The 22,212-nt window shown below is 71.4% G+C and carries 16 protein-coding genes; 8 read left to right on the top strand and 8 right to left on the bottom strand.

Translation table 11 applies throughout. The features are described 5' to 3' along the window. Positions 1 to 37: 37 nt before the first annotated feature. The 3 genes from ilvA (at position 38) to KJK29_RS12595 (ending at position 3,270) form a co-directional block, all read left to right on the top strand. On the top strand, positions 38 to 1,267 hold the full coding sequence (ilvA, locus tag KJK29_RS12605) for a threonine ammonia-lyase (protein WP_215118964.1): 1,230 nt from the start codon (positions 38 to 40) through the stop codon (positions 1,265 to 1,267). Positions 1,268 to 1,414: 147 nt separating this feature from the next. Then, on the top strand, positions 1,415 to 2,416 hold the full coding sequence (locus KJK29_RS12600) for an ATP-binding cassette domain-containing protein (protein ID WP_215118962.1): 1,002 nt from the start codon (positions 1,415 to 1,417) through the stop codon (positions 2,414 to 2,416). Further along, positions 2,413 to 3,270, top strand: a complete 858-nt coding sequence (locus KJK29_RS12595; RefSeq protein WP_215118960.1) for an ABC transporter permease — start codon at positions 2,413 to 2,415, stop codon at positions 3,268 to 3,270. Before KJK29_RS12600 ends, KJK29_RS12595 begins: the two co-directional genes overlap by 4 nt. 65 nt (positions 3,271 to 3,335) lie before the next feature. Here KJK29_RS12595 and greA read toward each other — a convergent pair whose 3' ends face one another. Both greA and KJK29_RS12585 read right to left on the bottom strand, forming a co-directional pair. Then, positions 3,336 to 3,833 (bottom strand): transcription elongation factor GreA, encoded by a 498-nt coding sequence (gene greA, locus KJK29_RS12590; RefSeq protein WP_215118958.1) that lies wholly within the window; start codon positions 3,831 to 3,833, stop codon positions 3,336 to 3,338. A gap of 179 nt (positions 3,834 to 4,012) precedes the next feature. Beyond that, positions 4,013 to 4,411: a DUF4307 domain-containing protein gene (locus KJK29_RS12585; RefSeq protein ID WP_215118957.1), complete on the bottom strand. Its 399-nt coding sequence runs from the start codon at positions 4,409 to 4,411 to the stop codon at positions 4,013 to 4,015. A 148-nt stretch (positions 4,412 to 4,559) separates the two neighbouring features. On the opposite strand from KJK29_RS12585, the gene mca reads away from it, so the two are divergent. Next, on the top strand, positions 4,560 to 5,441 hold the full coding sequence (gene mca / locus KJK29_RS12580; protein WP_215118953.1) for a mycothiol conjugate amidase Mca: 882 nt from the start codon (positions 4,560 to 4,562) through the stop codon (positions 5,439 to 5,441). Further along, complete coding sequence (locus KJK29_RS12575) at positions 5,434 to 5,754, top strand: hypothetical protein (RefSeq protein ID WP_215118951.1); 321 nt, start codon at positions 5,434 to 5,436, stop codon at positions 5,752 to 5,754. The genes mca and KJK29_RS12575 overlap by 8 nt, the downstream gene beginning before the upstream one ends. Positions 5,755 to 6,057: 303 nt before the next feature. Here the strand turns inward: KJK29_RS12575 and KJK29_RS12570 are convergent, their stop codons facing one another. The 3 genes from KJK29_RS12570 to KJK29_RS12560 all read right to left on the bottom strand — a co-directional run bounded on the left by KJK29_RS12570 (position 6,058) and on the right by KJK29_RS12560 (position 13,566). Further along, a complete protein-coding gene (locus tag KJK29_RS12570) occupies positions 6,058 to 7,395 on the bottom strand; it encodes a CHAT domain-containing protein (protein ID WP_215118949.1) in 1,338 nt (445 codons plus the stop codon). Positions 7,396 to 7,408: 13 nt separating this feature from the next. Next, the gene (locus tag KJK29_RS12565) at positions 7,409 to 10,258 is read right to left on the bottom strand and encodes a hypothetical protein (protein WP_215118945.1); all 2,850 of its coding nucleotides are present in this window, start codon (positions 10,256 to 10,258) and stop codon (positions 7,409 to 7,411) included. Positions 10,259 to 10,365: 107 nt separating this feature from the next. After that, positions 10,366 to 13,566, bottom strand: a complete 3,201-nt coding sequence (locus KJK29_RS12560; protein ID WP_215118943.1) for a tetratricopeptide repeat protein — start codon at positions 13,564 to 13,566, stop codon at positions 10,366 to 10,368. Positions 13,567 to 13,804: 238 nt separating this feature from the next. On the opposite strand from KJK29_RS12560, the gene KJK29_RS12555 reads away from it, so the two are divergent. Continuing rightward, a complete protein-coding gene (locus KJK29_RS12555; protein ID WP_215118942.1) occupies positions 13,805 to 15,841 on the top strand; it encodes a thioredoxin domain-containing protein in 2,037 nt (678 codons plus the stop codon). Positions 15,842 to 15,861: 20 nt separating this feature from the next. Here the strand turns inward: KJK29_RS12555 and KJK29_RS12550 are convergent, their stop codons facing one another. From KJK29_RS12550 to trhA, 3 genes are read right to left on the bottom strand one after another with little or no spacing between them, the layout of a single operon-like run. After that, positions 15,862 to 16,593 (bottom strand): Mut7-C ubiquitin/RNAse domain-containing protein, encoded by a 732-nt coding sequence (locus tag KJK29_RS12550; RefSeq protein ID WP_215118939.1) that lies wholly within the window; start codon positions 16,591 to 16,593, stop codon positions 15,862 to 15,864. A gap of 33 nt (positions 16,594 to 16,626) precedes the next feature. Next, positions 16,627 to 17,253, bottom strand: a complete 627-nt coding sequence (locus tag KJK29_RS12545; RefSeq protein WP_215118937.1) for a TetR/AcrR family transcriptional regulator — start codon at positions 17,251 to 17,253, stop codon at positions 16,627 to 16,629. A gap of 34 nt (positions 17,254 to 17,287) precedes the next feature. Beyond that, positions 17,288 to 18,001 carry a PAQR family membrane homeostasis protein TrhA gene (gene trhA, locus KJK29_RS12540; RefSeq protein ID WP_215118935.1) on the bottom strand — a complete coding sequence of 238 codons (714 nt, stop codon included), beginning with the start codon at positions 17,999 to 18,001 and terminating at the stop codon, positions 17,288 to 17,290. Between the two features lie 328 nt (positions 18,002 to 18,329). Between trhA and KJK29_RS12535 the strand changes: the two genes are divergently transcribed. Together KJK29_RS12535 and KJK29_RS12530 are read left to right on the top strand one after the other, a co-directional pair. After that, on the top strand, positions 18,330 to 20,159 hold the full coding sequence (locus tag KJK29_RS12535) for a phosphoenolpyruvate carboxykinase (GTP) (RefSeq protein WP_215118934.1): 1,830 nt from the start codon (positions 18,330 to 18,332) through the stop codon (positions 20,157 to 20,159). Between the two features lie 237 nt (positions 20,160 to 20,396). After that, complete coding sequence (locus KJK29_RS12530) at positions 20,397 to 22,130, top strand: WD40 repeat domain-containing protein (protein WP_215118930.1); 1,734 nt, start codon at positions 20,397 to 20,399, stop codon at positions 22,128 to 22,130. Positions 22,131 to 22,212 lie beyond the last annotated feature (82 nt).

Genomic DNA, 22,212 nt, shown 5'->3' with positions numbered 1-22,212 from the left:
ACCGTCGTTCCCGCCTGTGAACTGCGATGCTGGTGTCATGAGCTACAGCACGGCTGACTCCTTGCGACCCGTCACCCTCGACGATGTGCGCGGCGCCCAGAAGATGCTCTCGGGTGTGGCGCGGGTGACCGCGATGGAAGGCAGCAGGCACCTCTCCCAGATGGTCGGCGCGCCCGTACACCTCAAGTGCGAGAACCTCCAGCGGACCGGTTCGTTCAAGCTGCGCGGCGCGTACGTCCGGATCGCCGGTCTGCTGCCCGAGGAGCGCGCCGCCGGTGTCGTCGCCGCGAGCGCCGGAAACCACGCGCAGGGCGTCGCCCTCGCGTCCGCACTGCTCGGTGTGCGCTCCACGGTGTTCATGCCGAAGGGCGCCCCGTTGCCCAAGGTCAGCGCCACCCGGGACTACGGGGCCGAGGTGCGGCTGCACGGCCAGGTGGTCGACGAGACGCTGGCCGCGGCGCAGGAGTACGCGGCCGAGACGAGCGCGGTGTTCATCCACCCCTTCGACCACCCCGACATCATCGCGGGCCAGGGCACGGTGGGCCTGGAGATCCTCGAGCAGTGCCCCGAGGCGCGCACGATCGTCGTCGGCATCGGCGGGGGCGGTCTCGCCGCCGGGATCGCGGTCGCGGTGAAGGCCCTGCGGCCGGACCTCAGGATCGTGGGAGTCCAGGCGGAGGGCGCGGCGGCCTACCCGCCCTCACTCGCGGCGGGCCGGCCCATGACGGTGGAGAACCCGGCGACGATGGCCGACGGGATCAAGGTCGGACGGCCCGGCGATGTGCCGTTCGGGCTCGTCGGCGAGCTGGTCGACGAGGTGCGCACGGTCAGCGAGGACGAGCTGTCCGCCGCGCTGCTGCTGTGCCTGGAGCGGGCCAAGCTGGTGGTGGAGCCCGCCGGGGCGAGCCCGGTCGCGGCGCTGCTGAGCGAGCCCGGCGCCTTCGAGGGGCCGGTCGTCGCGGTGCTCTCGGGCGGCAACGTCGACCCGGTGCTGATGGAGCGGGTGCTGCGGCACGGCATGGCCGCGCAGGGCCGCTACCTGGCCGTACGGCTGCGGCTGACGGACCGTCCCGGTGCTCTCGCCACACTTCTGGGTGTGTTGTCAGTGGTGGACGCTAACGTCCTCGATGTGAGCCATGTACGGACCGACCCACGGCTCGGGCTCACGGAGGCGGAGGTCGAGCTGCACCTGGAGACGAAGGGCCCGGAGCACTGCGTCGAGGTCGGCCGCGCGCTCCGCGAGGCGGGTTACACGGTCATGAGCTGACCCGGCGCCGGAGCCCGTCAAGATCCCTTCTTCTCACGGAACGCGACATGGGAAGTTCGATTGTGAGACGCGATACATCGCGTTATGGTGTGTCCGTGTACTGCCTTGTTCATCTGTCCGGAGATCCCCGAAGACGTGGAGACTCACATGCCAGGTGCCATCCATGCCGAAGGTCTGGTCAAGACCTTCGGTGACGTCAAAGCCTTGGACGGTGTCGATCTGGACGTGCCCGAGGGCACGGTCCTGGGCCTGCTCGGGCCGAACGGCGCGGGTAAGACGACCACCGTCCGCTGCCTGACCACCCTGCTGCGACCCGACAGCGGGCGAGCGGTCGTCGCGGGCATCGACGTGCTCAAGCAGCCCGACGCCGTCCGCCGCTCGATCGGCCTGTCCGGCCAGTTCGCGGCCGTCGACGAATACCTGACCGGCCGTGAGAACCTCCAGATGGTCGGCCAGCTCTACCAGATGAGGGCGAAGGCGGCGAAGGAGCGCGCGGTCGAGCTGCTGGAGCAGTTCCACCTCACGGACGCCGCCGACCGCCCCACCAAGACCTACTCCGGAGGCATGCGCCGCCGGCTCGACCTCGCGGCGGCCCTCGTCGTCTCGCCGCCCGTGATGTTCATGGACGAGCCGACGACCGGCCTCGACCCCCGCAACCGCCAGCAGTTGTGGGAGGTCATCAAGCAACTGGTCTCCGGCGGTACGACGCTGCTGCTGACCACCCAGTACCTGGAAGAGGCCGACCACCTGGCGCACGACATCGCGGTCGTCGACCAGGGCCGGGTCATCGCCCAGGGCACCTCCGACCAGCTCAAGGCCCGCACCGGCGGTGAGCGCGTGGAGCTCGTGGTGCACGAGCGCGAGCACATCCAGGCGGCCGCCGAGGTCCTCGCCGGCTTCGGCAAGGGCGAGACCGCCGTCGAGGAGCACATGCGCAAGCTGACCGCGCCCGTGACCGGCGGCGCCAAGCTCCTCGCCGAGGTCATCCGGGAACTGGACACCCGAGGCATCGAGATCGACGACATCGGCCTGCGCCGGCCGACCCTCGACGACGTCTTCCTGTCCCTGACGGGACACGTGGCCGAAGCCAAGGACGAGGAGATGGACGAAGAGATCGACAAGAGGGTCGACAAGGAGGCCGCCCAGTGAGCGCCGTCAGCGATGCCGTGCGGGTCGCACCCGCCGCGAACCCGGTCAGCCAGTCGATCCGGGACTCGATGGTCGTTGCGAAACGCAATCTGATCAGAATGTCCCGCATCCCCGAGATGATTATCTACGGGCTGATCCAGCCCATCATGTTCGTGGTGCTCTTCACCTATGTCTTCGGCGGTTCCATGCAGATCGGCAGCAGCACCAGCGCCGTCGACTACAAGAACTTCCTGATGGCCGGCATCTTCGCGCAGACCGTCACCTTCGCCACCGCCAGCTCAGGCGCGGGCATCGCCGACGACATGCACAAGGGCCTCATCGACCGCTTCCGCTCCCTGCCCATGGCACGCGGCGCGGTGCTCACCGGGCGCACCCTCGCCGACTCGGTGCAGACGGCCCTGACCCTGGTGGTGCTCGCGGTGGTCGCCCTCCTGGTGGGCTGGCGCGTCGGGTCGGACGGCAGCACCAACGCCGGCAAGGTGCTCGGCGCCTTCGGCCTGCTGCTCCTGCTCGGTTACGCGTTCACCTGGATCGGCGCCCTGATCGGCATGTCCGTCAGAACCCCCGAGGCGGCCACGTCCAGCGGGCTCATCTGGCTCTTCCCGGTCACATTCATCTCGAACGCCTTCGTGGACACCAGCCATATGACCCCGTGGCTGCGCCACATCGCCGAGTGGAACCCCTTCAGTGCCACGGTCCAGGCCTGCCGTGTGCTGTTCGCCAACCCGGGCCAGTCACCGTCGGACGCCTGGCCCATGCAGCACCCGGTCTGGGCCTCGTTGATCTACTCGATCCTCATCCTGGTCGTCTTCCGGACCCTGGCGGTGCGCAAGTACCGGTCGGCGACGGCGTGACACGGCATGACGATGCCCCCGGTGCCGCAGCGACACCGGGGGCAGGTCGAGGCTCGACGGGCGGGTCAGCCGTCGTACGGGTCGGCCTTGATGATCTTCACCGAGGCCTTCTTGCCGTTCGGCAGCTCGTACTCGGCGTCCTCGCCGACCTTGTGGCCGATCACGCCGGAGCCCAGCGGGGACTGCGGCGAGTACGTCTCGATGTCGGAGCTCGCGTATTCGCGTGAGGCGAGCAGGAACGTCAGCGTGTCGTCCTCGTCGCCGTCGAACGCGATCGTGACGACCATGCCGGGCGCCACCGCACCGTCCGCTGCGGGCGCCTCGCCGACCTTCGCGCTCTCGAGAAGCTGGGTGAGCTGGCGCACACGGAGTTCCTGCTTGCCCTGTTCCTCCTTGGCCGCGTGGTACCCGCCGTTCTCACGCAGGTCGCCCTCCTCGCGCGCAGCGGCGATCTTCGCGGAGATCTCCGTTCGCGCGGGACCAGTAAGGTGCGCAAGCTCAGCCTTGAGCTTGTTGTACGCCTCCTGGGTCAGCCAGGTGACGTTCTCGCTGGTCTGGGTCACAGGTGCTCCTCGTAGGTACTGGGAATACAAAGCATCGCCCTACCCAGAAGAATGTTCCTTCACGGATGGGCGAAACCACGAGCCTAACAATTCAGGAGCAGAAGGGGGAGGACATAAGCCACCAGAATCGCGTCAACGCAGGTCAGCCGCTGCGTATTGCAGGTGACGTCCTGGCGGCCTCAGTCGGCCTGGCAGCCCTGCAGCTCAGCGGTCGTCCCGGGTGAGGTCGTGCGCAGCGTGAAGACCTTGTCGATGACGGTGTCGTCCCCGTCGAAGCGCACTTCGGCCCGGCCCACCACGGAACCGTCCTCGGCCTGTGAGCGCACGGTGCAGTAGCCGGCGGCACCGGCGTCCTTGCGGACCTCCAGATGCACCTTCACGGATTCCTTGCCGGGCTCGAAGCTGATCACTTCGGCGCTGATCTCGTTCTTGACGACGTAGTGGTAGCCGAACCAGCCGACCAGGCCGAGCAGCGCCACCGCGAGGACGGACCCGATGATCTTGAGCTTGCGGTCGGCGCGCTCGTCCGAGGTACGGCCGTAACGGCCCTCGGGCAGTCGCGTGCTCGCCGTACTCATGATCGTCCTCCTGGCAGGGGCCCGGGCGAAGGGGCCGGGAGAGGCCCTGTGGCCCGGTCCCGGAATTATTCGTCCCCCGGTTCGGTCACTATAGAAGCCGCTGATTGCGCCGACGCACACAGGGCGCCGACTTACTGAGGATTGAGTCTTGACTGACCAGTTGCGACTGATGGCCGTTCACGCCCACCCCGACGACGAGTCGAGCAAGGGCGCGGCCACCATGGCGAAGTACGTGTCCGAGGGGGTGGACGTGCTGGTCGTGACCTGCACGGGCGGGGAGCGCGGCTCCATCCTCAATCCCAAGCTTCAGGGCGACAAGTACATCGAGGAGCACATCCACGAGGTACGCAAGAAGGAGATGGACGAGGCCCGGGAGATCCTCGGGGTCAAGCAGGAGTGGCTCGGCTTCGTCGACTCGGGGCTGCCCGAGGGCGACCCGCTGCCGCCGCTGCCGGAGGGCTGCTTCGCCCTGGAGGACGTCGACGTGGCGGCCGGAGAGCTGGTGCGGAAGATCCGCGCCTTCCGCCCCCAGGTGATCACCACCTACGACGAGAACGGCGGCTACCCGCACCCCGACCACATCATGACCCACAAGATCTCGATGGTCGCGTTCGAGGGGGCGGCGGACACCGAGAAGTACCCGGAGGCCGAGTACGGCCCGGCGTACCAGCCGCTGAAGATGTACTACAACCAGGGCTTCAACCGCCCCCGCACCGAGGCGCTGCACCAGGCGATGCTCGACCGGGGCCTGGAGTCGCCGTACGGGGACTGGCTCAAGCGCTGGGACGAGTTCGGTATGAAGCAGCGCACACTCACCACGCACGTCCCCTGCGCCGACTTCTACGAGATCCGTGACAAGGCGCTGATCGCGCACGCCACGCAGATCGATCCGGACGGGGGCTGGTTCCGGGTGCCGATGGACATCCAGAAGGAGGTCTGGCCGACGGAGGAGTACGAGCTGGCGAAGTCGCTCGCCGATACTTCCCTCCCCGAGGACGACCTCTTCGCGGGCGTCCGCGACAATGCCTGACATGAGCGCAAGCGCAAGCCTGGCAATGACGCACCTCGTCTCCTTCGCCAAGGAGGTCGACGAGGACAAGGTCACCCCCGGCGTCCTCGGCTTCATCGTCTTCGCGGCGATGGCCCTGGCGGTGTGGGCCCTGATGAAGTCCATGAGCCGGCACATGAACAGGGTCGACTTCACCCAGGTCCCGGACCCCAAGGCCGACCAGGCGGAGGCGGCTGCGGAGCCGAAGCCGGAGTCGGAGTCGGAGTCCGTGGAGTCGAAGGGTTCCGCCGAGAGCGCCGCCGGGTCCGCGAAGAAGCCGTCCGCGAACGGCTGACCACCCGGCTGCCGCCCGTCGGCAGCGCACTGTCACCGGCTGCGGGCGGCCGGTGACAGCAGCAGGTGTGCCGTCTCCCGCCCCAGACGGCCGGAGCGTGCGCCCCGCTGGGCGGCAGCATCAGGACCGCCGAGACGGGGGCGGGCCGCGCAGGGGCGCCTCGGACAGGGCCGGGAAGCCGGTCGCGAAGGCGTCGCGCGGAGCCGCCGTCTGCAACAGCGGCAGCGAGTCCACAGTGAAGCCGTGAAGCCGTGAAGCCGTCCGGCCCCAGGCCGACGGTGTGCACGGTCGCGTCGGCAGGGGTCATACAGGCACCTCCCGCCCGGCGTCCGCGTCGGGGGCGGCGGTCCGTTCCAGGCGGGTGTCCATGCCGTGGTGGAGGGCATAGGCGAGGCCCAGGGGGTTGCGCAGTTCGTCGGCGAAGTGCCTGGTCACCGCGAGGGCGATGCTGCCGGCGGTCTGCGTCCCGTCCAGGTAGCGGGTCAGGAACTCCAGCGCGTACTCGGCCGCGAAGACCTGGGGTATCTCTATCTGCGGGCCCAGCACCCCGCGTGCCCCCGCATCGACGAACGCCCTGCTCAGGAACCTGGCGTCCGCGCTCCCCTCGGGCAGCCCCGCGTAGCAGGCGTTGAGGACGACGAACGGCTGGAAGGGGTGGTCGGTGCCGAAGCGGCGCCGGCGTTCGCGGATGGTGTGCGCGTCGATGCTCTTGTGGTCGGTCAGGCTGAGCACCAGGGAGGGCGGCTGTGCCCCGTCGGCGGTGAAGCGGCCGTGGCACCAGAAGTACATGAGCTGCTCGCACAGATCGGACCGAGCCAGCGCGCTCACCAGTTCCTGCCAGGTGGACCGCTCGACGAACCGGGTGCCCTTGGCGAGGAGGGCCGCTACGTCGGCGGCCCGGGTGCGGCCCGCCCGGTCGACGCGCGTGTCGTGGTTCAGGCTCACGGCCGGCACCTCGGGGGCGTCACGGAGCCCGTCGAGCCAGGGATAGGCACCGCCGGTCTGCTCGATCTGATGGCGGTGGCCGAGGAAACGGCGGAAGAGCGCGGGGAGGACCTCGGCGCGGGTCCCGGGGCCGGGCGGCAGATCCTCCGCCGCCAGGCACACCATCGGCCAGGGCAGATGCAGGTCCGAGTCGAAACGGATCCGCATGCCCTCGCCCTGGGCCAGGGCCTCCGTCAGATAGCCGCGGAAACGGGCGATGCGCGGGTCGGTGCCGCCCAGCAGCACGCCGTACAGCAACTCCGAGCCGACCAGCGCGAGTTCCTCCAGGAGAGTCGTCAGCTCGTCCACGGGGCGGGAGCGCAGGTCCACCAGGGAGGCGTACGGCGTCTCCGGCTCACCGGCGACGGGGCGGCCGTCCGGCGCCATGGGACGGTGGTCGAGCAGGAGCTCCTTCCACATCCGGCACAGCCGCGCCGCGGCGGAGCGCACCTCGGCCGGATGCACCGCCAGATCCACCCGGTGCTCCGTGCCGTACAGCGACGGCACGGCCGGGCCGTAGAGCCGTGCCCTGAGCCGGTCCTCGCCCAGGACGTCCAGGGACACCGTGATGTCCGGCCCCTCGGTCCGAGCGTCGGGCAGGTTCGTGAAGCCGCGGCTGGGGTCCTGGACGACGCGTACGTGAAGCTCTCTTGGCATGCGCGGGGCGTTCCTAGCGGCCTCGGTGCGTGACGGCCTCGGGCGAGGACAGCCCGCCGTGCTCGTCGTGATCCAGGATGTCGAGTTCTGTTTCCACTTGCTGCAGGACCGTCCCGGTGCGTTCGAGGGCGATGGTGAAGCGGATGCGGTGGGTGCCGGTGCGGTGCGCGGTGAAGGTGAACTCGGCGCCGTGCACCGCCTGTTCCGAGGGTCGTAGCAGGGCGCTGGCGGGGTCGACGGACGCGGGGGTGAGGGGCGCGGCGGTCACGGTCAGCCAGGGCCGGTCCGCCCCTGAAGCGCCCCAGGGGTGGCCGTCCTCGGGGGAGACCCGCAGGAGCAGGCGGGCGGTGGTGTCCTCGGCGGGGGTGTCGTCGAGCAGGGTGACGCGGACGCGGCAGTGGGGGCCGGTACGGCCGGGCACGTCCACGAACCAGGGGCCGGTGTGGCGGACGGCGACGGTGTTCCGGGCGCTCAGGGGAATGGTCCGGCCGCTCAGCACGCCCCCGGCCTCCAGGTAGCGCCTGATCTCCGCGACCAGTCGCTCCCGGTCCGGAACCGGGAGTTCGGGCGGCAGGGAGGCGACGAAGGCCCGGACCCAATACGGACCGTCCAATTGCGGGTGGTGCTGGTGGTCGGCCCGCACGGCGGCGGCCCACGCCATTCCGTAGGCGTCTCCCAGGGCCCGGAAGTGTTCCTCCGCCGAGTCCAGGAGCGGCAGATCGCGGTCACTGGGCCTGCGGCGGGCGACCATCTCCAGCTCGGTCCACGCCGTCCCGAGCGTGCAGCCGAGCCTCCCGAACAGCGCCCAGGCGGGCCTCAGCGACACCTGTGCGGGTGCGGAGTAGTCGTTGTCGGGGGCGGAGAACAGGAGAGCCGACCAGTGCTCCGTCCACGCGCTGCCGAGGTCGTCTCCGCATTCCCGGAAGAGCTGCGCGGCTCGCCCCAGCGCCCCGCGGGCACCGTGGCGGTCGCCCCGCTCCAGCGCGGCGAGGGCCCGGTAGAAGGCCGTCCACCCGTCGCCGCGGATGTCCTCGGCGAGCTGGTGCCGGGCGTGGGCCCCCCGGCCCAGTTCATCGGCTGCCTCCGGCACGCCGTGCCGCAGCGCGAGCCGGAGCCGCTGCGTCGTGACCCAGTTCATGCCGCGGGTGTCCGCGACGGACAGCAGTTCCGCGTCGGCCTGTTCGAGCAGCAGTCCGGCTTCGTCGTCCCGGCCGCTCAGGAGGCACACCCGGGCACTGTGCAGCAGGGTCCAGCCGAGCCCGCGCCGGCATCCGGAGGCCCGGTGCAGGGCGGCCGCCCGCAGCAGCGCCCGCTCGGCCTCCACCACCTCGCCCTGGTCGCACCGCACGGCCCCGAGGACCAGCAGCGCCCAGGCCGTGTGCCGGTCGTCGGGGCGGGCCTCGTCCCTGAGCAGGCCGTCCAGCACTGTCAGCGCCTCGGACAGTCGCCCCGCCCGATGGCACAGGGCGGCGGCGTGCGGGACGGCGTCCGCGTTGCTCCACTTGTCGGTGTCGTACAGCGCCGCGGCCTGCTCCAGCAGGCCCACATCGGCGGCGAGCGAGCTCAGGGCACGGCGAACGGAGAGGATGGGCCACAGCCGGTGCAGTGCCACTAGCCGGTGCGCGTCACCGAGGACGGCCAGCAGCACGGCCAGGCCGTCCGCGATCGCGTCCTCCCGCCGCCCCCGCTGAGCGCTGCCCGCGAGCAGGGACAGGAAGTCGTCGAGGTGGGGGACGAGGTCGCGGGGGGCGAGTCCTGGCGGGGTAGGGCCGAGGGGGTGCTCGGTCCGGCCGTCCAGTGCGACGGCGGTGCCCTGCAGGGCGTGCTCCGCCCACAGGGCCGTGACCTTCTCCACCGAGAACACCGGCTCCGCCGCCCGTACGACATCCGCCACCGGCTGGGGAAGACAGTAGGTCCCGTCTCGGCTCCACCGCTGTAACAGCTCCTTGTCGAGCAGGCCGCCCAGCATGGAACGCACGTGGTCCGGGCCGTCCTCCGGCGAGCCGAGCAACTCCGCCGTGCGCTCGGTGAACGGCGCCGCGGAGTTCCGCGCCGACAGACGTCCCAGCAGCGCCCGCTGATCGGTCGTGCAGTCCTCCAGGGCCAGCCGGACGAGCCGTCCGGGCCCCGACTCGCCCGGTCGCGGCCCTTCGCGCGGCGCCGTCCCACGGGCGATGAGGGAGCTCGCGATCCGGGCGAGCGCGGGCAGCCCCTGCGCCGCGCCTGCCAGCGAAGCCGGCCAGGACGCGGGCCCGTATCCGGCCGTCCAGGGCCCCCCGGTCGCCATCCGGGCGACGAGATCCCTGCTCGTCCCGGGGTCCAGGGGGTCGACGGCGAGCAGTCGGGCGCCGATGCGCCGCCAGCCGGACTCCTGACGTGAGGTGACGAGCACGGCCAGGCCGCGGCAGTCACGCAGGAAGAGCAGCAGGGCCCGCACCACCGGGGGCGTGGTTCCGTCCAGGACGAGGAGGCGGTCGCGAAGCCGCCGGGCGAGTTCGCCGCGCAGGGTGCGCCGGAACGCACGGTCGGTGCCCAGGGCCGCCCCCACGATGACGGCGCGTGACCCGCCGCACTCGCCGAGCAGCCGTAACAGCGTGGGTTCCACGTCCGCGAGCGTGGCGTCGTAGAGGGAGATCCAGTGCGTGCGTACGCCGGACCGGTGGGCAGCCTGGGCGGCCACGGCGGACTTGCCGACGCCCGCCGGGCCGTGCAGCACCATCAGGGTGGGCAGGCTGCGGCCGGACGGCGGGGGCGGGGCCGTGCGCAGCTCCAGCCACGTCCCGATGCGGGCGAGTTCGTCCGCCCGCCCGAAGAATTCCCCGAACGTCGGAGGCGGTGTCGGATCGCGCGGGTCCTTTACCAATGGCTTTCCCCCCGTCGGCCCGCCCCATCGGCACTGTCCGTCAACCGTTGCAGTCCCCGGCCCCCACCGTCAGCGAAACGTCCGACAATGACCCGTCCGGGCCCGCCTCACCCCCGTGCCGCCGAAACCGACACTCCCATCACCTCCCGCGCATGCCGGCTCGGCGTCATCCCCAGCCCCCACGCCTGCCAGCCCGCCTCCAGGCTCACGCCCCGTTCCAGCAGCAGCCCCCACGCGTCGATGTACTCGTCGAGCTTCTCGTCCCGCAGGGGATGGCCCGCGCGGGACAGCTCGGACAGTTCCTCCTGGGCGACGGCCGTGCCGACCTCCACGCCGCCGGGGGCCGCGTACGGCAGGAGCGTGCAGCGCAGGAAGCGGGCCCAGTCCTCGCCGCGGCGGTCGCCGTAGGACGTGAAGAGGGTCGTCGCCTCCTCGCAGAGGGCGAGGGCCTGCTGGGTGCGGGCGTTGCCGGCGTCCACGACGGCCAGTTCGAGGCAGGTCCAGGCCTCGCCGTGGGCGACGCCGATGCGCTGGAAGTCGGCGCGGGCGTCTACGAGGAGCTGGCGGGCGAAGCCGGAGTTGCGCAGCGAGCCGGTCTGGGCGGCGCGCTGGTCGCGGGTGGCGCGGGCCGAGTGGTGGCGGGCGCAGGCCAGGCCGTAGACGTCGCGCATACGGGAGAACATCGTGCGGGAGCGTTCGAGTTCGCGGACCGCCTGGTCGAGGTTGCCCGTCTCCTCCAGGGCCTGGCCCAGGTAGTAGAGGGTCCAGGCCTCGCCGCGCGCGTCCTCGTTGTCGCGGTGCCGGGCCGCGGCGCCGCGCAGTTCCTCCACGGCTGGGGACGCATCGCCGGCGACCAGCAGGGCCCGGGCGAGCTGGGTCAGGGCCCAGGCCTCGCCGCGGGCGTCGCGGGTACGGCCGTAGAGGTCGAGGGCCGCGCGCAGTTCGGACTCGGCGCGCGGGACGTCGCCCATGCGCAGGCCCAGTTGGCCGAGCTGGAAGTGGGCCCAGGCCTGGCCGTGCACGGACTCGCCGGCGCGGTGCAGGACCAGGGACTCGGTGAGCAGGTCCAGGGCCTCGGCGACCCGGGCGCGGTCCCGCTCCACCGCAGCCAGGGCGTGCATCGTCCACGCCCGGTCCGTCGCCAGCTCGGCGGAGGACTGCAGGGCCAGGGCCTCCCGGAGCTTCGCCGACGCCTCCGTCAGATTGCCCTGGTGGTGCAGGGTGATGCCGAGGGAGCACAGGGCGCGGGCGGCACCCGCGTCGTGATGGGCCTCCCGGTAGAGGTCGACGACCGAGGCGAGGGTGGTGCGGGCCTTGTCGAGTTCGCCGAGCTGCCGTGCCGCGATGCCGGTGCGCCACTGCACCGAGCGGACCAGCAGTCCCTCGTCCACCGCCTGCGCCAGTTCGCTGATCTCGCCCAGGCGGTAGAGGTCGCCGCGCAGCAGGCAGTAGTCGCACAGGGCGCCCAGGAGGTTCAGCACCGCCCCCTGGTCCACGCCCTCGGCGTGCCGCAGCGCCGCCGTGATGAAGCTCGACTCGTCGTCCAGCCAGCGCAGCGCCTCGTCGAGGGAGGTGAAGCCGTACGGGCTGAAGCGGTTGGTGCGGGTCGACATGTTGCCGTCGACCATGCGCAGCACCGAGTCGGCCAGCTCGGCGTAGTTCACGATCAGCCGCTCCTGCGCCGCCGTGCGCTCGGCGGGTTCCTCCTCGTCGAGGAGGCGGGCCTGGGCGAAGGCGCGGACCAGGTCGTGCAGCCGGTAGCGGTCGCCCCGGACGTGGTCGATCAGGCCCGCGCGGGTCAGGGCCTGCAGATGGCGCTTGGCCTCCGCCTCGTCGGTGGCCAGCAGCGCGGCGGCCGCGGCGGCGCCGAGCGAGGCCCGTCCGGCCAGGGCCAGCCGGCGCAGCAGCCGCCGTACGGTGTCCGGCTGGTCGGTGTAGCGCAGCCACAGGGCGCGCTCCACCGGCTCGACCGGGCCGTACGCGCCGAGGTCGGTGGCCAGCGCGCGCGGGGAGCGCGGGCCGAGGCAGGAGCCCACGATGCGCAGCGCCAGCGGCAGCCCGCCGCACAGCTCCCGGACCTGGTCGGCGGACTCGGCGTCGTACGGCCCGGAACGGTCCTGCGCCGCCGCCCCCAGCAGTTCCTCCGCACCCGCCGCGTCCAGCGGCTCCACCGCGAGCTGATGCACCCGCGCGGGCAGCTCGTCCAACTTCAGCGGGCCCCGCGCCGTCACCAGCACCAGGCTGTCGGACCGCTCCGGGACCAGGGCGCGGATCTGCTCGGCGTCCGAGGCGTCGTCCAGGACGATCGTGACGGGCAGGCCGGTCAGGTGCTGGTGGTACAGCTCGCTCAGCCGCTTGACCTGCTGGTCGGGGGAGGAGCGCTCACGGAACAGCAGTTGCTCACGGGGCGCCCCGAGCCGGTTGAGCAGATGCAGCAGGGCGTCACGGGTGGACAGCGGTGACCCGGCCGGGCCCGCGGCCCGCAGATCGACGACGCAGGCACCGCGGAAGTAGTCCCGCAGATCATGTGTGGCTTGCACCGCGAGCGTCGTACGGCCGCTGCCGGGCGTGCCGTGCAGGACGACCACCGTCGGCCGGGTCTCCGTGCTCGCACGGGCCGCCTGCACCCACTGCCGGATCTGCGCCAGCTCCGGCCGCCGCCCCGCGAACGGCTCCGCCGGATCCGGGAGTTGCGCGAAGGACTGCTCCAGCACATTGCGCCCGCGCGCCGCCGCGCTCTTGTCGGCGCCCCGCAGCCGCGGCCCGGTCTTCTTCGGTCCGGTGGAGGCGGCCAGCACCCGCTGCTGGTCGAGGAACGGCCGGATGCCCCGCACCTCCAGCGCCGTCAGCCACTGCAGCCGCAGCTGTTCGGGCCCGCCCGGCTGGCCCACGGCCCCGGCCCGGCGGTGCGCGGCCGGCACATGCGATCCGACGACCTTCACGACCGTCGCCGCGGCGCCCACGACCCCGACGGTCACGCCCGCGCCCAGCGCCGTCCCGGTGCCCGTGCCGAGGGCCATGTCGGCGACGACAGCCGCGACCGCCGCCACCCCGGCCACCAGCAGCGGAGTCCCGGCGCCCTCCCGCGCGTAGCGCTGCCCGAAGGTGAGCTGTCCGGCCGCCGCCTCGTCCAGGGCGCGCGTATAGGCCTCGTACTCCTCGGCCGCGCTCCGCGCCATCCCGTCGAGCCCCCCGCGCGCCCGCGCGAGCAGCACCTTCCCGTCGCTGCGCCCGCCCGTCCGCCGCACCTCCTCCTCCACGGCCCGCGCCAACAGCCCCTCGGCCTCCGCCCGATGACTGTCCCGCATGTCACGTCCCCCTCGCGCGGCACCGGCGTTCTCTCCCGCTGCCTCGGTCGTGTCCTCGATCGTTTCCTTGGTCAAGTGTGCTGCGGACGGCGCATCGTTGCGAGGGGGCGTACCCGGCACGATTGTGTGAAGACACGGGCCCGTCGGCGCGCCGGATGCCTCGCGGGCGGGCCCCGGGAACGTCGCCAGGGCAGCGCCTGACGCGAGACCGGCGGGGTACTGCGGCAGGATGGACACCATGCCGAACCGACTGGCGCACGAGACGTCCCCCTACCTCCTTCAGCACGCAGACAACCCCGTCGACTGGTGGCCCTGGTCGGCGGAGGCCTTCGAGGAGGCCCGCAAGCGGGACGTGCCCGTGCTGCTCAGCGTCGGCTACAGCAGCTGTCACTGGTGTCACGTCATGGCCCACGAATCCTTCGAGGACCAGCAGACCGCCGAGTACCTCAACGCCCACTACGTGAGCGTCAAGGTCGACCGGGAAGAGCGTCCCGACGTGGACGCCGTCTACATGGAGGCCGTGCAGGCGGCGACCGGGCAGGGCGGCTGGCCCATGACCGTGTTTCTGACGCCGGACGCCGAGCCGTTCTACTTCGGTACGTACTTCCCGCCCGCGCCCCGCCAGGGCATGCCCTCCTTCCGGCAGGTGCTCCAGGGCGTGCACCAGGCGTGGGACGAGCGGCGGGACGAGGTCACCGAGGTCGCCGGGAAGATCGTCCGGGATCTGGCGGCCCGGGAGATCTCCTACGGGGATGACCGGACACCCGGGGAGGAGGAGCTCGCGCAGGCGCTGCTCGGGCTCACCCGGGAGTACGACCCGCAGCGCGGCGGATTCGGCGGGGCGCCGAAGTTCCCGCCGTCCATGGTGCTGGAGTTCCTGCTGAGGCACCACGCGCGGACCGGTGCCGAAGGTGCGCTGCAGATGGCGTCCGACACCTGCGAGCGGATGGCCCGGGGCGGGATCTACGACCAGCTCGGGGGCGGGTTCGCCCGCTACTCCGTCGACCGCGACTGGGTCGTGCCGCACTTCGAGAAGATGCTGTACGACAACGCCCTGCTGTGCCGGGTGTACGCCCACCTCTGGCGTGCCACGGGGTCGGAACTCGCCCGCCGGGTCGCCCTGGAGACCGCCGACTTCATGGTGCGGGAACTGCGCACGAACGAGGGCGGGTTCGCCTCCGCGCTCGATGCCGACAGCGACGACGGCACCGGCAAGCACATCGAGGGCGCCTACTACGTGTGGACGCCCGAGCAGCTGCGTGAGGTGCTGGGGGAGGAGGACGCCGACCTGGCCGCGCAGTACTTCGGTGTGACCGAGGAGGGCACCTTCGAAGAGGGGGCCTCCGTCCTGCAGCTGCCTCAGCAGCAGGAAGGGCTGGTCGACGCCGGGAAGATCGCCTCCATCCGGGAGCGGCTGCTCGCTGCGCGGGCCGAGCGGTCCGCGCCCGGCCGGGACGACAAGGTCGTGGCCGCCTGGAACGGGCTCGCGATCGCCGCGCTCGCCGAGACCGGCGCCTACTTCGACCGGCCCGACCTCGTCGACGCCGCCGTCGCCGCCGCCGATCTGATGGTGCGGCTGCACCTGGACGAGCAGGCCCGGCTCACCCGCACCAGCAAGGACGGCCACGCCGGCGCCAACGCGGGCGTCCTGGAGGACTACGCCGATGTGGCGGAGGGCTTCCTCGCGCTCGCGTCCGTGACCGGTGAGGGCGTCTGGCTGGAGTTCGCCGGGTTCCTCCTGGACCACGTCCTGGTCCGCTTCACCGACCCGGAGTCGGGCTCCCTGTACGACACCGCCGCCGACGCCGAGCGGCTCATCCGCCGCCCGCAGGACCCGACCGACAACGCCGCCCCGTCCGGCTGGACCGCGGCGGCGAACGCCCTGCTCGGCTATGCCGCGCACACCGCCTCAGAGCCGCACCGCACCGCGGCCGAGCGGGCGCTGGGTGTCGTCAAGGCGCTCGGTCCGCGCGTGCCCCGCTTCATCGGCTGGGGGCTCGCCGCGGCGGAGGCCGTGCTGGACGGGCCGCGCGAGGTCGCGATCGTGGGGCCGTCCCTCGACCACGAGGGCACGAGGGCCTTGCACCGCGCGGCACTTCTGGGCACCGCGCCGGGCGCGGTCGTCGCCGTCGGCGCTCCGGAGAGCGACGAGTTTCCGCTGCTCGCGGACCGTCCACTGGTCGGCGGTGAACCGGCGGCGTACGTCTGCCGCAACTTCACCTGCGATGCCCCGACGACCGAAGTCGAAAGGCTGCGCTCGGTGCTGAGTGACTGAGGGGCTGAGCGGCTGAGGGCTCAGCCCTGACCGTCTGACTCCGCCAGGGCGCGTTCCACGATGGCCTCCAGCTGCTCGTGGTGCGCGCCCTTCCAATAGGCCCGCCCACACGCACCGCACTGCGCGAACACGTCGTACGTCGCATGCGTCCCGCGCTTCAGCTGATCGGCGACCTCGTCCTTGCTCGCCTTGCGGAGCAGCCCGTTGCAGGCGGTGCAGCGCGTCCAGGGAAGCAGCTCGGGGCGGAACCGGTCCAGGACGTCCCGGAGCTGTTCCTCGGGTCGGGTGCTGTAGACGAACGCCCCCGCCCACAGCTCGCGGCGCCGCAGCAGCCCCCGGTCCCGGCTCAGCATGACCCGCTGCTCCGCCGCCGAGAGAGCGGCCAGCGCCGGGTCGCCGATGTCGGTCGACTCATAGGCCGTGTCCACGCCGAGCAGCCGCAGCCGGCGGGCCAGCGTGCCGAGGTGCACATCGAGGAGGAAGCGCAGGGGAGCGCCCGGCACCTTCTGGGGGCGCGCGACGGTCCGTACGGTCACGGACTCGCCGGCCGCCGGCACGTAGGAGACGGGCACCTCGCGGCCGTCCACGACCAGGGCGCCCACCTCGGTCAGCGGCACGCCCAGCGACTCGACGACATGGCCGAGGCCGGCGACGCCGTCGGTGGCGGTCGGGACGGTGCCCGTGGGCCGGGCCCGGGGGACGAACACCTGCAGCTCGGGGGCGAACTCGACGTGGATCTCGGGACCGTTCACCCGGTCAGGATGACATGACGAGGGGCCGCGGCCTCAGGGTTTTCCGGCGGGCAGGCCGTGTTCCAGGACGTCCAGGGCGCGGTCGACGAGGTCGCGGATGTCGTCCCGGTGGCCGGTCTCGGCCCAGTAGTGGGAGACCTCCATCAGCCCGCCCATCACGGACATGGCGAAGACGCGCAGCTCCGGGCCGTCCGGGTCGAGCCCGGAGCGCTCGGCGAGGGCCTCGCGCAGCAGCAGGGCGGTCGCCGCGGTGCTCTCGAGCATGCGGGCCCGGACCGCGGGCACCTCGACCCCGAGCCGGGCCCGCAGCCGGGTCACCTCGGGCTCCTCGGCGAGGCTCTGGTCGAGTGCCTTGCGCATCACATGCCTGAGGACGTCGGCCCACGACTCGTCCTCCGGGCGGGCCCGCAGCTCCGCCGTCGTCAGCGGGTCCCACGCGTCGGTGACGACGATGTCCTCTTTGGTCGGGAAGTAGCGGAACACCGTCGACGGCGACACCTCGGCACGGTCGGCGATCTGCTCGATCGTCGTGGCGTCGTAGCCCTGCTCCTCGATCAGCGCGTAGGTCGCGCCGCGGATCGCCCGGCGGGTCTTGATCTTCTTCCGCTCCCGGAGCCCCGGCGGGGGCCGGTCGTCGGGGGTGGTGCGTGGGGCCGTCATGACATGACGGTAACTGTCAAAAGGCATGCACTGTCTACGCGTGCTGGTACGCCACCAGCGAGATCCCCACGTAGTGCGTGATGAAGGCCGCCAGGGTGAAGGAGTGGAACACCTCGTGGAAGCCGAACCAGCGCGGTGACGGGTTGGGCCTCTTTATGCCGTAGACCACGCCGCCCGCGCTGTAGAGCAGTCCGCCGACGATGACCAGGACGAGGACGGCGATCCCGCCGGTCCGCATGAAGTCCGGCAGATAGAAGACGGCCGCCCAGCCCATCGCGATGTAACAGGGGGTGTAGAGCCAGCGCGGGGCGCCCACCCAGAAGACGCGGAAGATGATCCCGGCCGCCGCCGCGGCCCAGACGCCCCACAGCAGCCACTGCCCCTTCGCCCCGGGCAGGAGCAGCATGGTCAGCGGTGTGTACGTGCCCGCGATGATCAGGAAGATGTTGGCGTGATCCAGGCGGCGCAGAACGCCGTCCATGCGCGGACTCCAGTTGCCCCGGTGGTACAGCGCGCTCACGCCGAACAGCAGGCACGCCGTCAGCACGTAGATACCGCAGGCGATGCGCCCTCTGGAGGAGTCGGCGAGGGCGGTCAGGACCAGGCCCGCGACGAGCACGGCCGGAAACATGCCGAGGTGCAGCCAGCCGCGCAGCTTGGGCTTCACCGGGTGCGGCAGGGAGAGAGCCACCGGGCCACGGCCATCGGCCGGCGTATCCGAGGGCGCGTCGGGGACGAACGCAGTCATGGCCGAATGGTAGCTACGGAAGCGTAAGTGACCCATCAGCCCGGTCGTTTGGCCGATGAAGAGTGGCCATCCTCTCACCGCCCCCGAACGATGGTTACGCAAACGGACGGTCATGTGAACCCAACGTGCACGCAAAGCGTCCCCGAGAAACCGTGGCGATCCTCACGTTGCTCACCTGTGCGCTCCTCTGGACAGATGGGCGCGGACGTCGGATGATCAAATGAGTGCGGTCGGCACCGGATGAGCGCCAAGTTGCACCGTGAAGCATCCGGGTCGCAGCCCCCACGGGGCCTCCACATCAACAAAAAACCCTCATTTAGGAGCAATCGTGGCGCGCGACATCGCGGCTCCCACCGTCCCCACCACTCACCAGGGGCTGATCTCGTGGGTGAACGAGATCGCCGAGCTGACCCAGCCGGACAACGTGGTCTGGTGTGACGGATCCGAGGCCGAGTACGAGCGCCTGTGCGAGGAGCTCGTCCAGAAGGGCACCTTCCGGAAACTCGACCCGATCAAGCGCCCCCACTCCTACTACGCGGCCTCCGACCCCACCGACGTCGCCCGCGTGGAGGACCGGACGTTCATCTGCTCCGAGAAGGAGGAGGACGCGGGCCCGACCAACCACTGGAAGGCCCCCGCCGAGATGCGGGAGATCTTCCAGGGCTCCGGGGGTCAGGGCGGCCTGTTCCGCGGCTCGATGCGCGGCCGCACGCTGTACGTCGTGCCCTTCTGCATGGGCCCGCTCGGCTCGCCGCTCTCCGCGCTCGGCGTCGAGATCACCGACTCGGCCTACGTCGCCGTCGCCATGCGCACGATGACGCGCATGGGCCAGGCGGTCCTGGACGAGCTCGGCTCCGACGGCTTCTTCGTCAAGGCCGTGCACACCCTGGGCGCCCCGCTGGAGCCCGGCCAGGAGGACGTCCCCTGGCCCTGCAACCAGACCAAGTACATCTCGCACTTCCCCGAGGACCGCGAGATCTGGTCCTACGGCTCCGGCTACGGCGGCAACGCCCTGCTCGGCAAGAAGTGCTACGCCCTGCGCATCGCCTCCGTGATGGCGCGTGACGAGGGCTGGCTGGCCGAGCACATGCTCGTCCTGAAGCTCACCCCGCCGCGCGGCGAGGCCAAGTACGTCGCAGCGGCCTTCCCGAGCGCCTGCGGCAAGACCAACCTCGCCATGCTGGAGCCGACCGTCCCCGGCTGGACGGTCGAGACCATCGGCGACGACATCGCCTGGATGCGCTTCGGCGAGGACGGCCGGCTCTACGCCATCAACCCCGAGGCCGGCTTCTTCGGTGTCGCCCCCGGCACCGGCGAGCACACCAACGCCAACGCGATGAAGACGCTGTGGGGCAACTCCGTCTTCACCAACGTCGCCCTCACCGACGACAACGACATCTGGTGGGAGGGCATGACGGAGGAGACTCCGGCCCACCTGACGGACTGGAAGGGCAACGACTGGACCCCGGAGTCGGGCGTCCCGGCCGCGCACCCCAACGCCCGCTTCACCGTCCCGGCCTCGCAGTGCCCGATCATCGCGCCCGAGTGGGAGGACCCCAAGGGCGTGCCGATCTCGGCGATCCTCTTCGGCGGCCGCCGCGCCACCGCCGTACCGCTGGTGACGGAGTCCTTCGACTGGAACCACGGCGTCTTCCTCGGCGCCAACGTGGCCTCCGAGAAGACCGCCGCCGCCGAGGGCAAGGTCGGCGAGCTGCGCCGCGACCCGTTCGCGATGCTGCCGTTCTGCGGCTACAACATGGGCGACTACATGGCCCACTGGATCGACGTGGCCAAGGACAAGGACCAGTCCAAGCTGCCGAAGATCTACTACGTCAACTGGTTCCGCAAGGACGACCAGGGCAAGTTCGTGTGGCCCGGCTTCGGTGAGAACGCCCGTGTCCTGAAGTGGATCGTGGGCCGCCTGGACGGCTCGGCCGAGGGTGTCGAGTCGCCGATCGGCGTCCTGCCGGCGAAGGGCGCCCTCGACACGGACGGCCTCGAGCTGTCCGACGCCGACCTGGACTTCCTGCTCACGGTCGACAAGGAGGTCTGGCGCGAGGAGGCCGCCCTGGTCCCCGAGCACCTCAACACCTTCGGCGACCACACGCCGAAGGAGCTGTGGGACGAGTACCGCGCGCTGGTGAAGCGCCTGGGCTGACACCCACCCCCAAGACTCCGCGGCCGGTCTACCGAGAGTGCCCTGACCAGCAACATCGTCACGGCCGGCCGCGGTGCCAGCAGGACCGGAGGCAGGGGTTCGCACAACGGCGTGCGAGCCCCTGCCTTCGTCGTTCCCGTCGCGCCCCCTTGCTCACCGAATCTTCACGGCTGTTTCATGCTTCAGGCGCCTCACCGGTCCCGGTGGGGCTCTCAAAACAGTCTGTGGGGGGCACAGTTGAATACCGCACACCGTTCCAGACGGCTCGCCGCCACGCTGTCCGCCGCGTTACTCGCGGGGACCGGCCTGACCGTCGCCGCCGCACCCGCGGCGCACGCGGCGGCCTCCGACGCCGTGGCCAAGTTGCCGATCTCGTCGTACTCGGCGCTGGCCGTCGACAACGTCCACCAGCGCGTCTTCGTCGCCGACAGCAACGTCGGCTACTACCTCAACTCCGGCACCATCGCCGTCTACACCTTCGGGGGCGAGCGCCTGACGACGCTCACCACCAACCAGGCCCATGTCTCGGGCCTCGCGGTCAGCGCCGACGGCAACACGCTCTACGCGGGGCTGCGCGACCGTATCGAGGCCTTCGACACCACCACCTACCAGCGCACCACCGTCGCCTCCGTCAGCACCGACACCTGCGGCCGGGAGGTCGCCCAGTCCGGCGGCCAGACCTATTTCACGACGCCCTACGCGTCCTCGACCTCCCAGTGCGCCACCGCCGAGACCCACCTCGACGGGATCGTGAACGGCACCCACACCCGCACCGGCTGGAACGACAGCGGCGATCTGCTGCTGGAGGCCGGAGCCGGGGACCGCATGCTCATGGGCCAGCCGCTCAACGCGAAGGCGGCCGACCCCTTCCTCGCCGTGTACGACACCAGCGACGGCGCCCTCGTGCGCAACGCCGCGCGGCGCTTCGCCGACGGCCAGGGCAACGGCGCCCTGAACCTCAAGGACCTGGCGTTCTCCGCCGACGGCGGCAAGGTCGCCCTGGCCGACGCCACGGCGGGCACCCGGCTGCTGAACACCGGCGACCTCTCGGACGCGGCGACCGGCTACCGGGCCCTGCCCGAGGGGGCCACCGCCAGCGCGGTCGCCTTCAGCGGCGACGGCAAGTACATCGCCCGCGGAGCCTCCGCCACGGGTTCCGTGCCCGACCTGCTGGTGCAGCCCGCCGACCCGGGCGACTCCACCACCCCGCTGGAGTTCGTCTTCGAGGGCAGCCTCGACGGCGACCGCGTCGTGCCGCGCGGCATGAAGTGGTCGGCGGACGGCTCCCGGCTGTTCGCGGTCACCACCAACGCGTCCGGCGGCCAGTACTGGCTGCACATCATCAAGCCGCCCGCCGTCCAGTACGACGCCCGCTTCACCGGCGGCCTCACCCACAGCCCCGGCCAGGCCGTGGCGGGCGAGCCGCTGGCCGTGCGCGGCAAGCTGGAGCACGACGGGCCCGCGCCCGCCGAGCCGCTGAAGGTCAAGGCGACCCGCACCGACGCGAGCGGCACCCATGACCTGGGCACCGCCACCGTCAAGGCGGACGGCACCTTCACGGTCCTCGACGAGCCCGACCGCCTCGGCGAGGCCACCTACACCGTCTCCTACCTCGGCGACCTGACCCACCGCCCGGCCACGGACATCACCCACACGGTGACCGTCGCCAAGGCCCCCACCGCCATCGCCCTCACGGCACCGGAGGAGGCGAACCTCTCCGACGGCATCGAGATCACCGGCAAGTTCACCGCCCAGGGCAAGCCCCTCGCGGACCGAGCCGTGCTCAAGGTCGTACGCGAGGACCGCCTCGGCAGGGGCACCCTCTCCTCGGTGACCGCCGCCGCCGACGGCACCTTCACCATCAACGACATCCCCCGCACCTACGGCGACACGACCTACACGGTGACGTGGCCGGGCGACGCCCTGCACGAGAACTCGACGGCATCGGCGGAGACCTACGTGAGGCGCTAGTTCTTGCGATGCCGTTAGGGGGACGTCCCCAAGGGGCGCGGGGAACTGCGCGACCAGCCCAACTCAACCCGCACCCACTCAC

Source organism: Streptomyces koelreuteriae, from assembly GCF_018604545.1.
Taxonomy (GTDB): domain Bacteria; phylum Actinomycetota; class Actinomycetes; order Streptomycetales; family Streptomycetaceae; genus Streptomyces; species Streptomyces koelreuteriae.
This window is presented reverse-complemented; position numbering and strand designations above follow the sequence as displayed.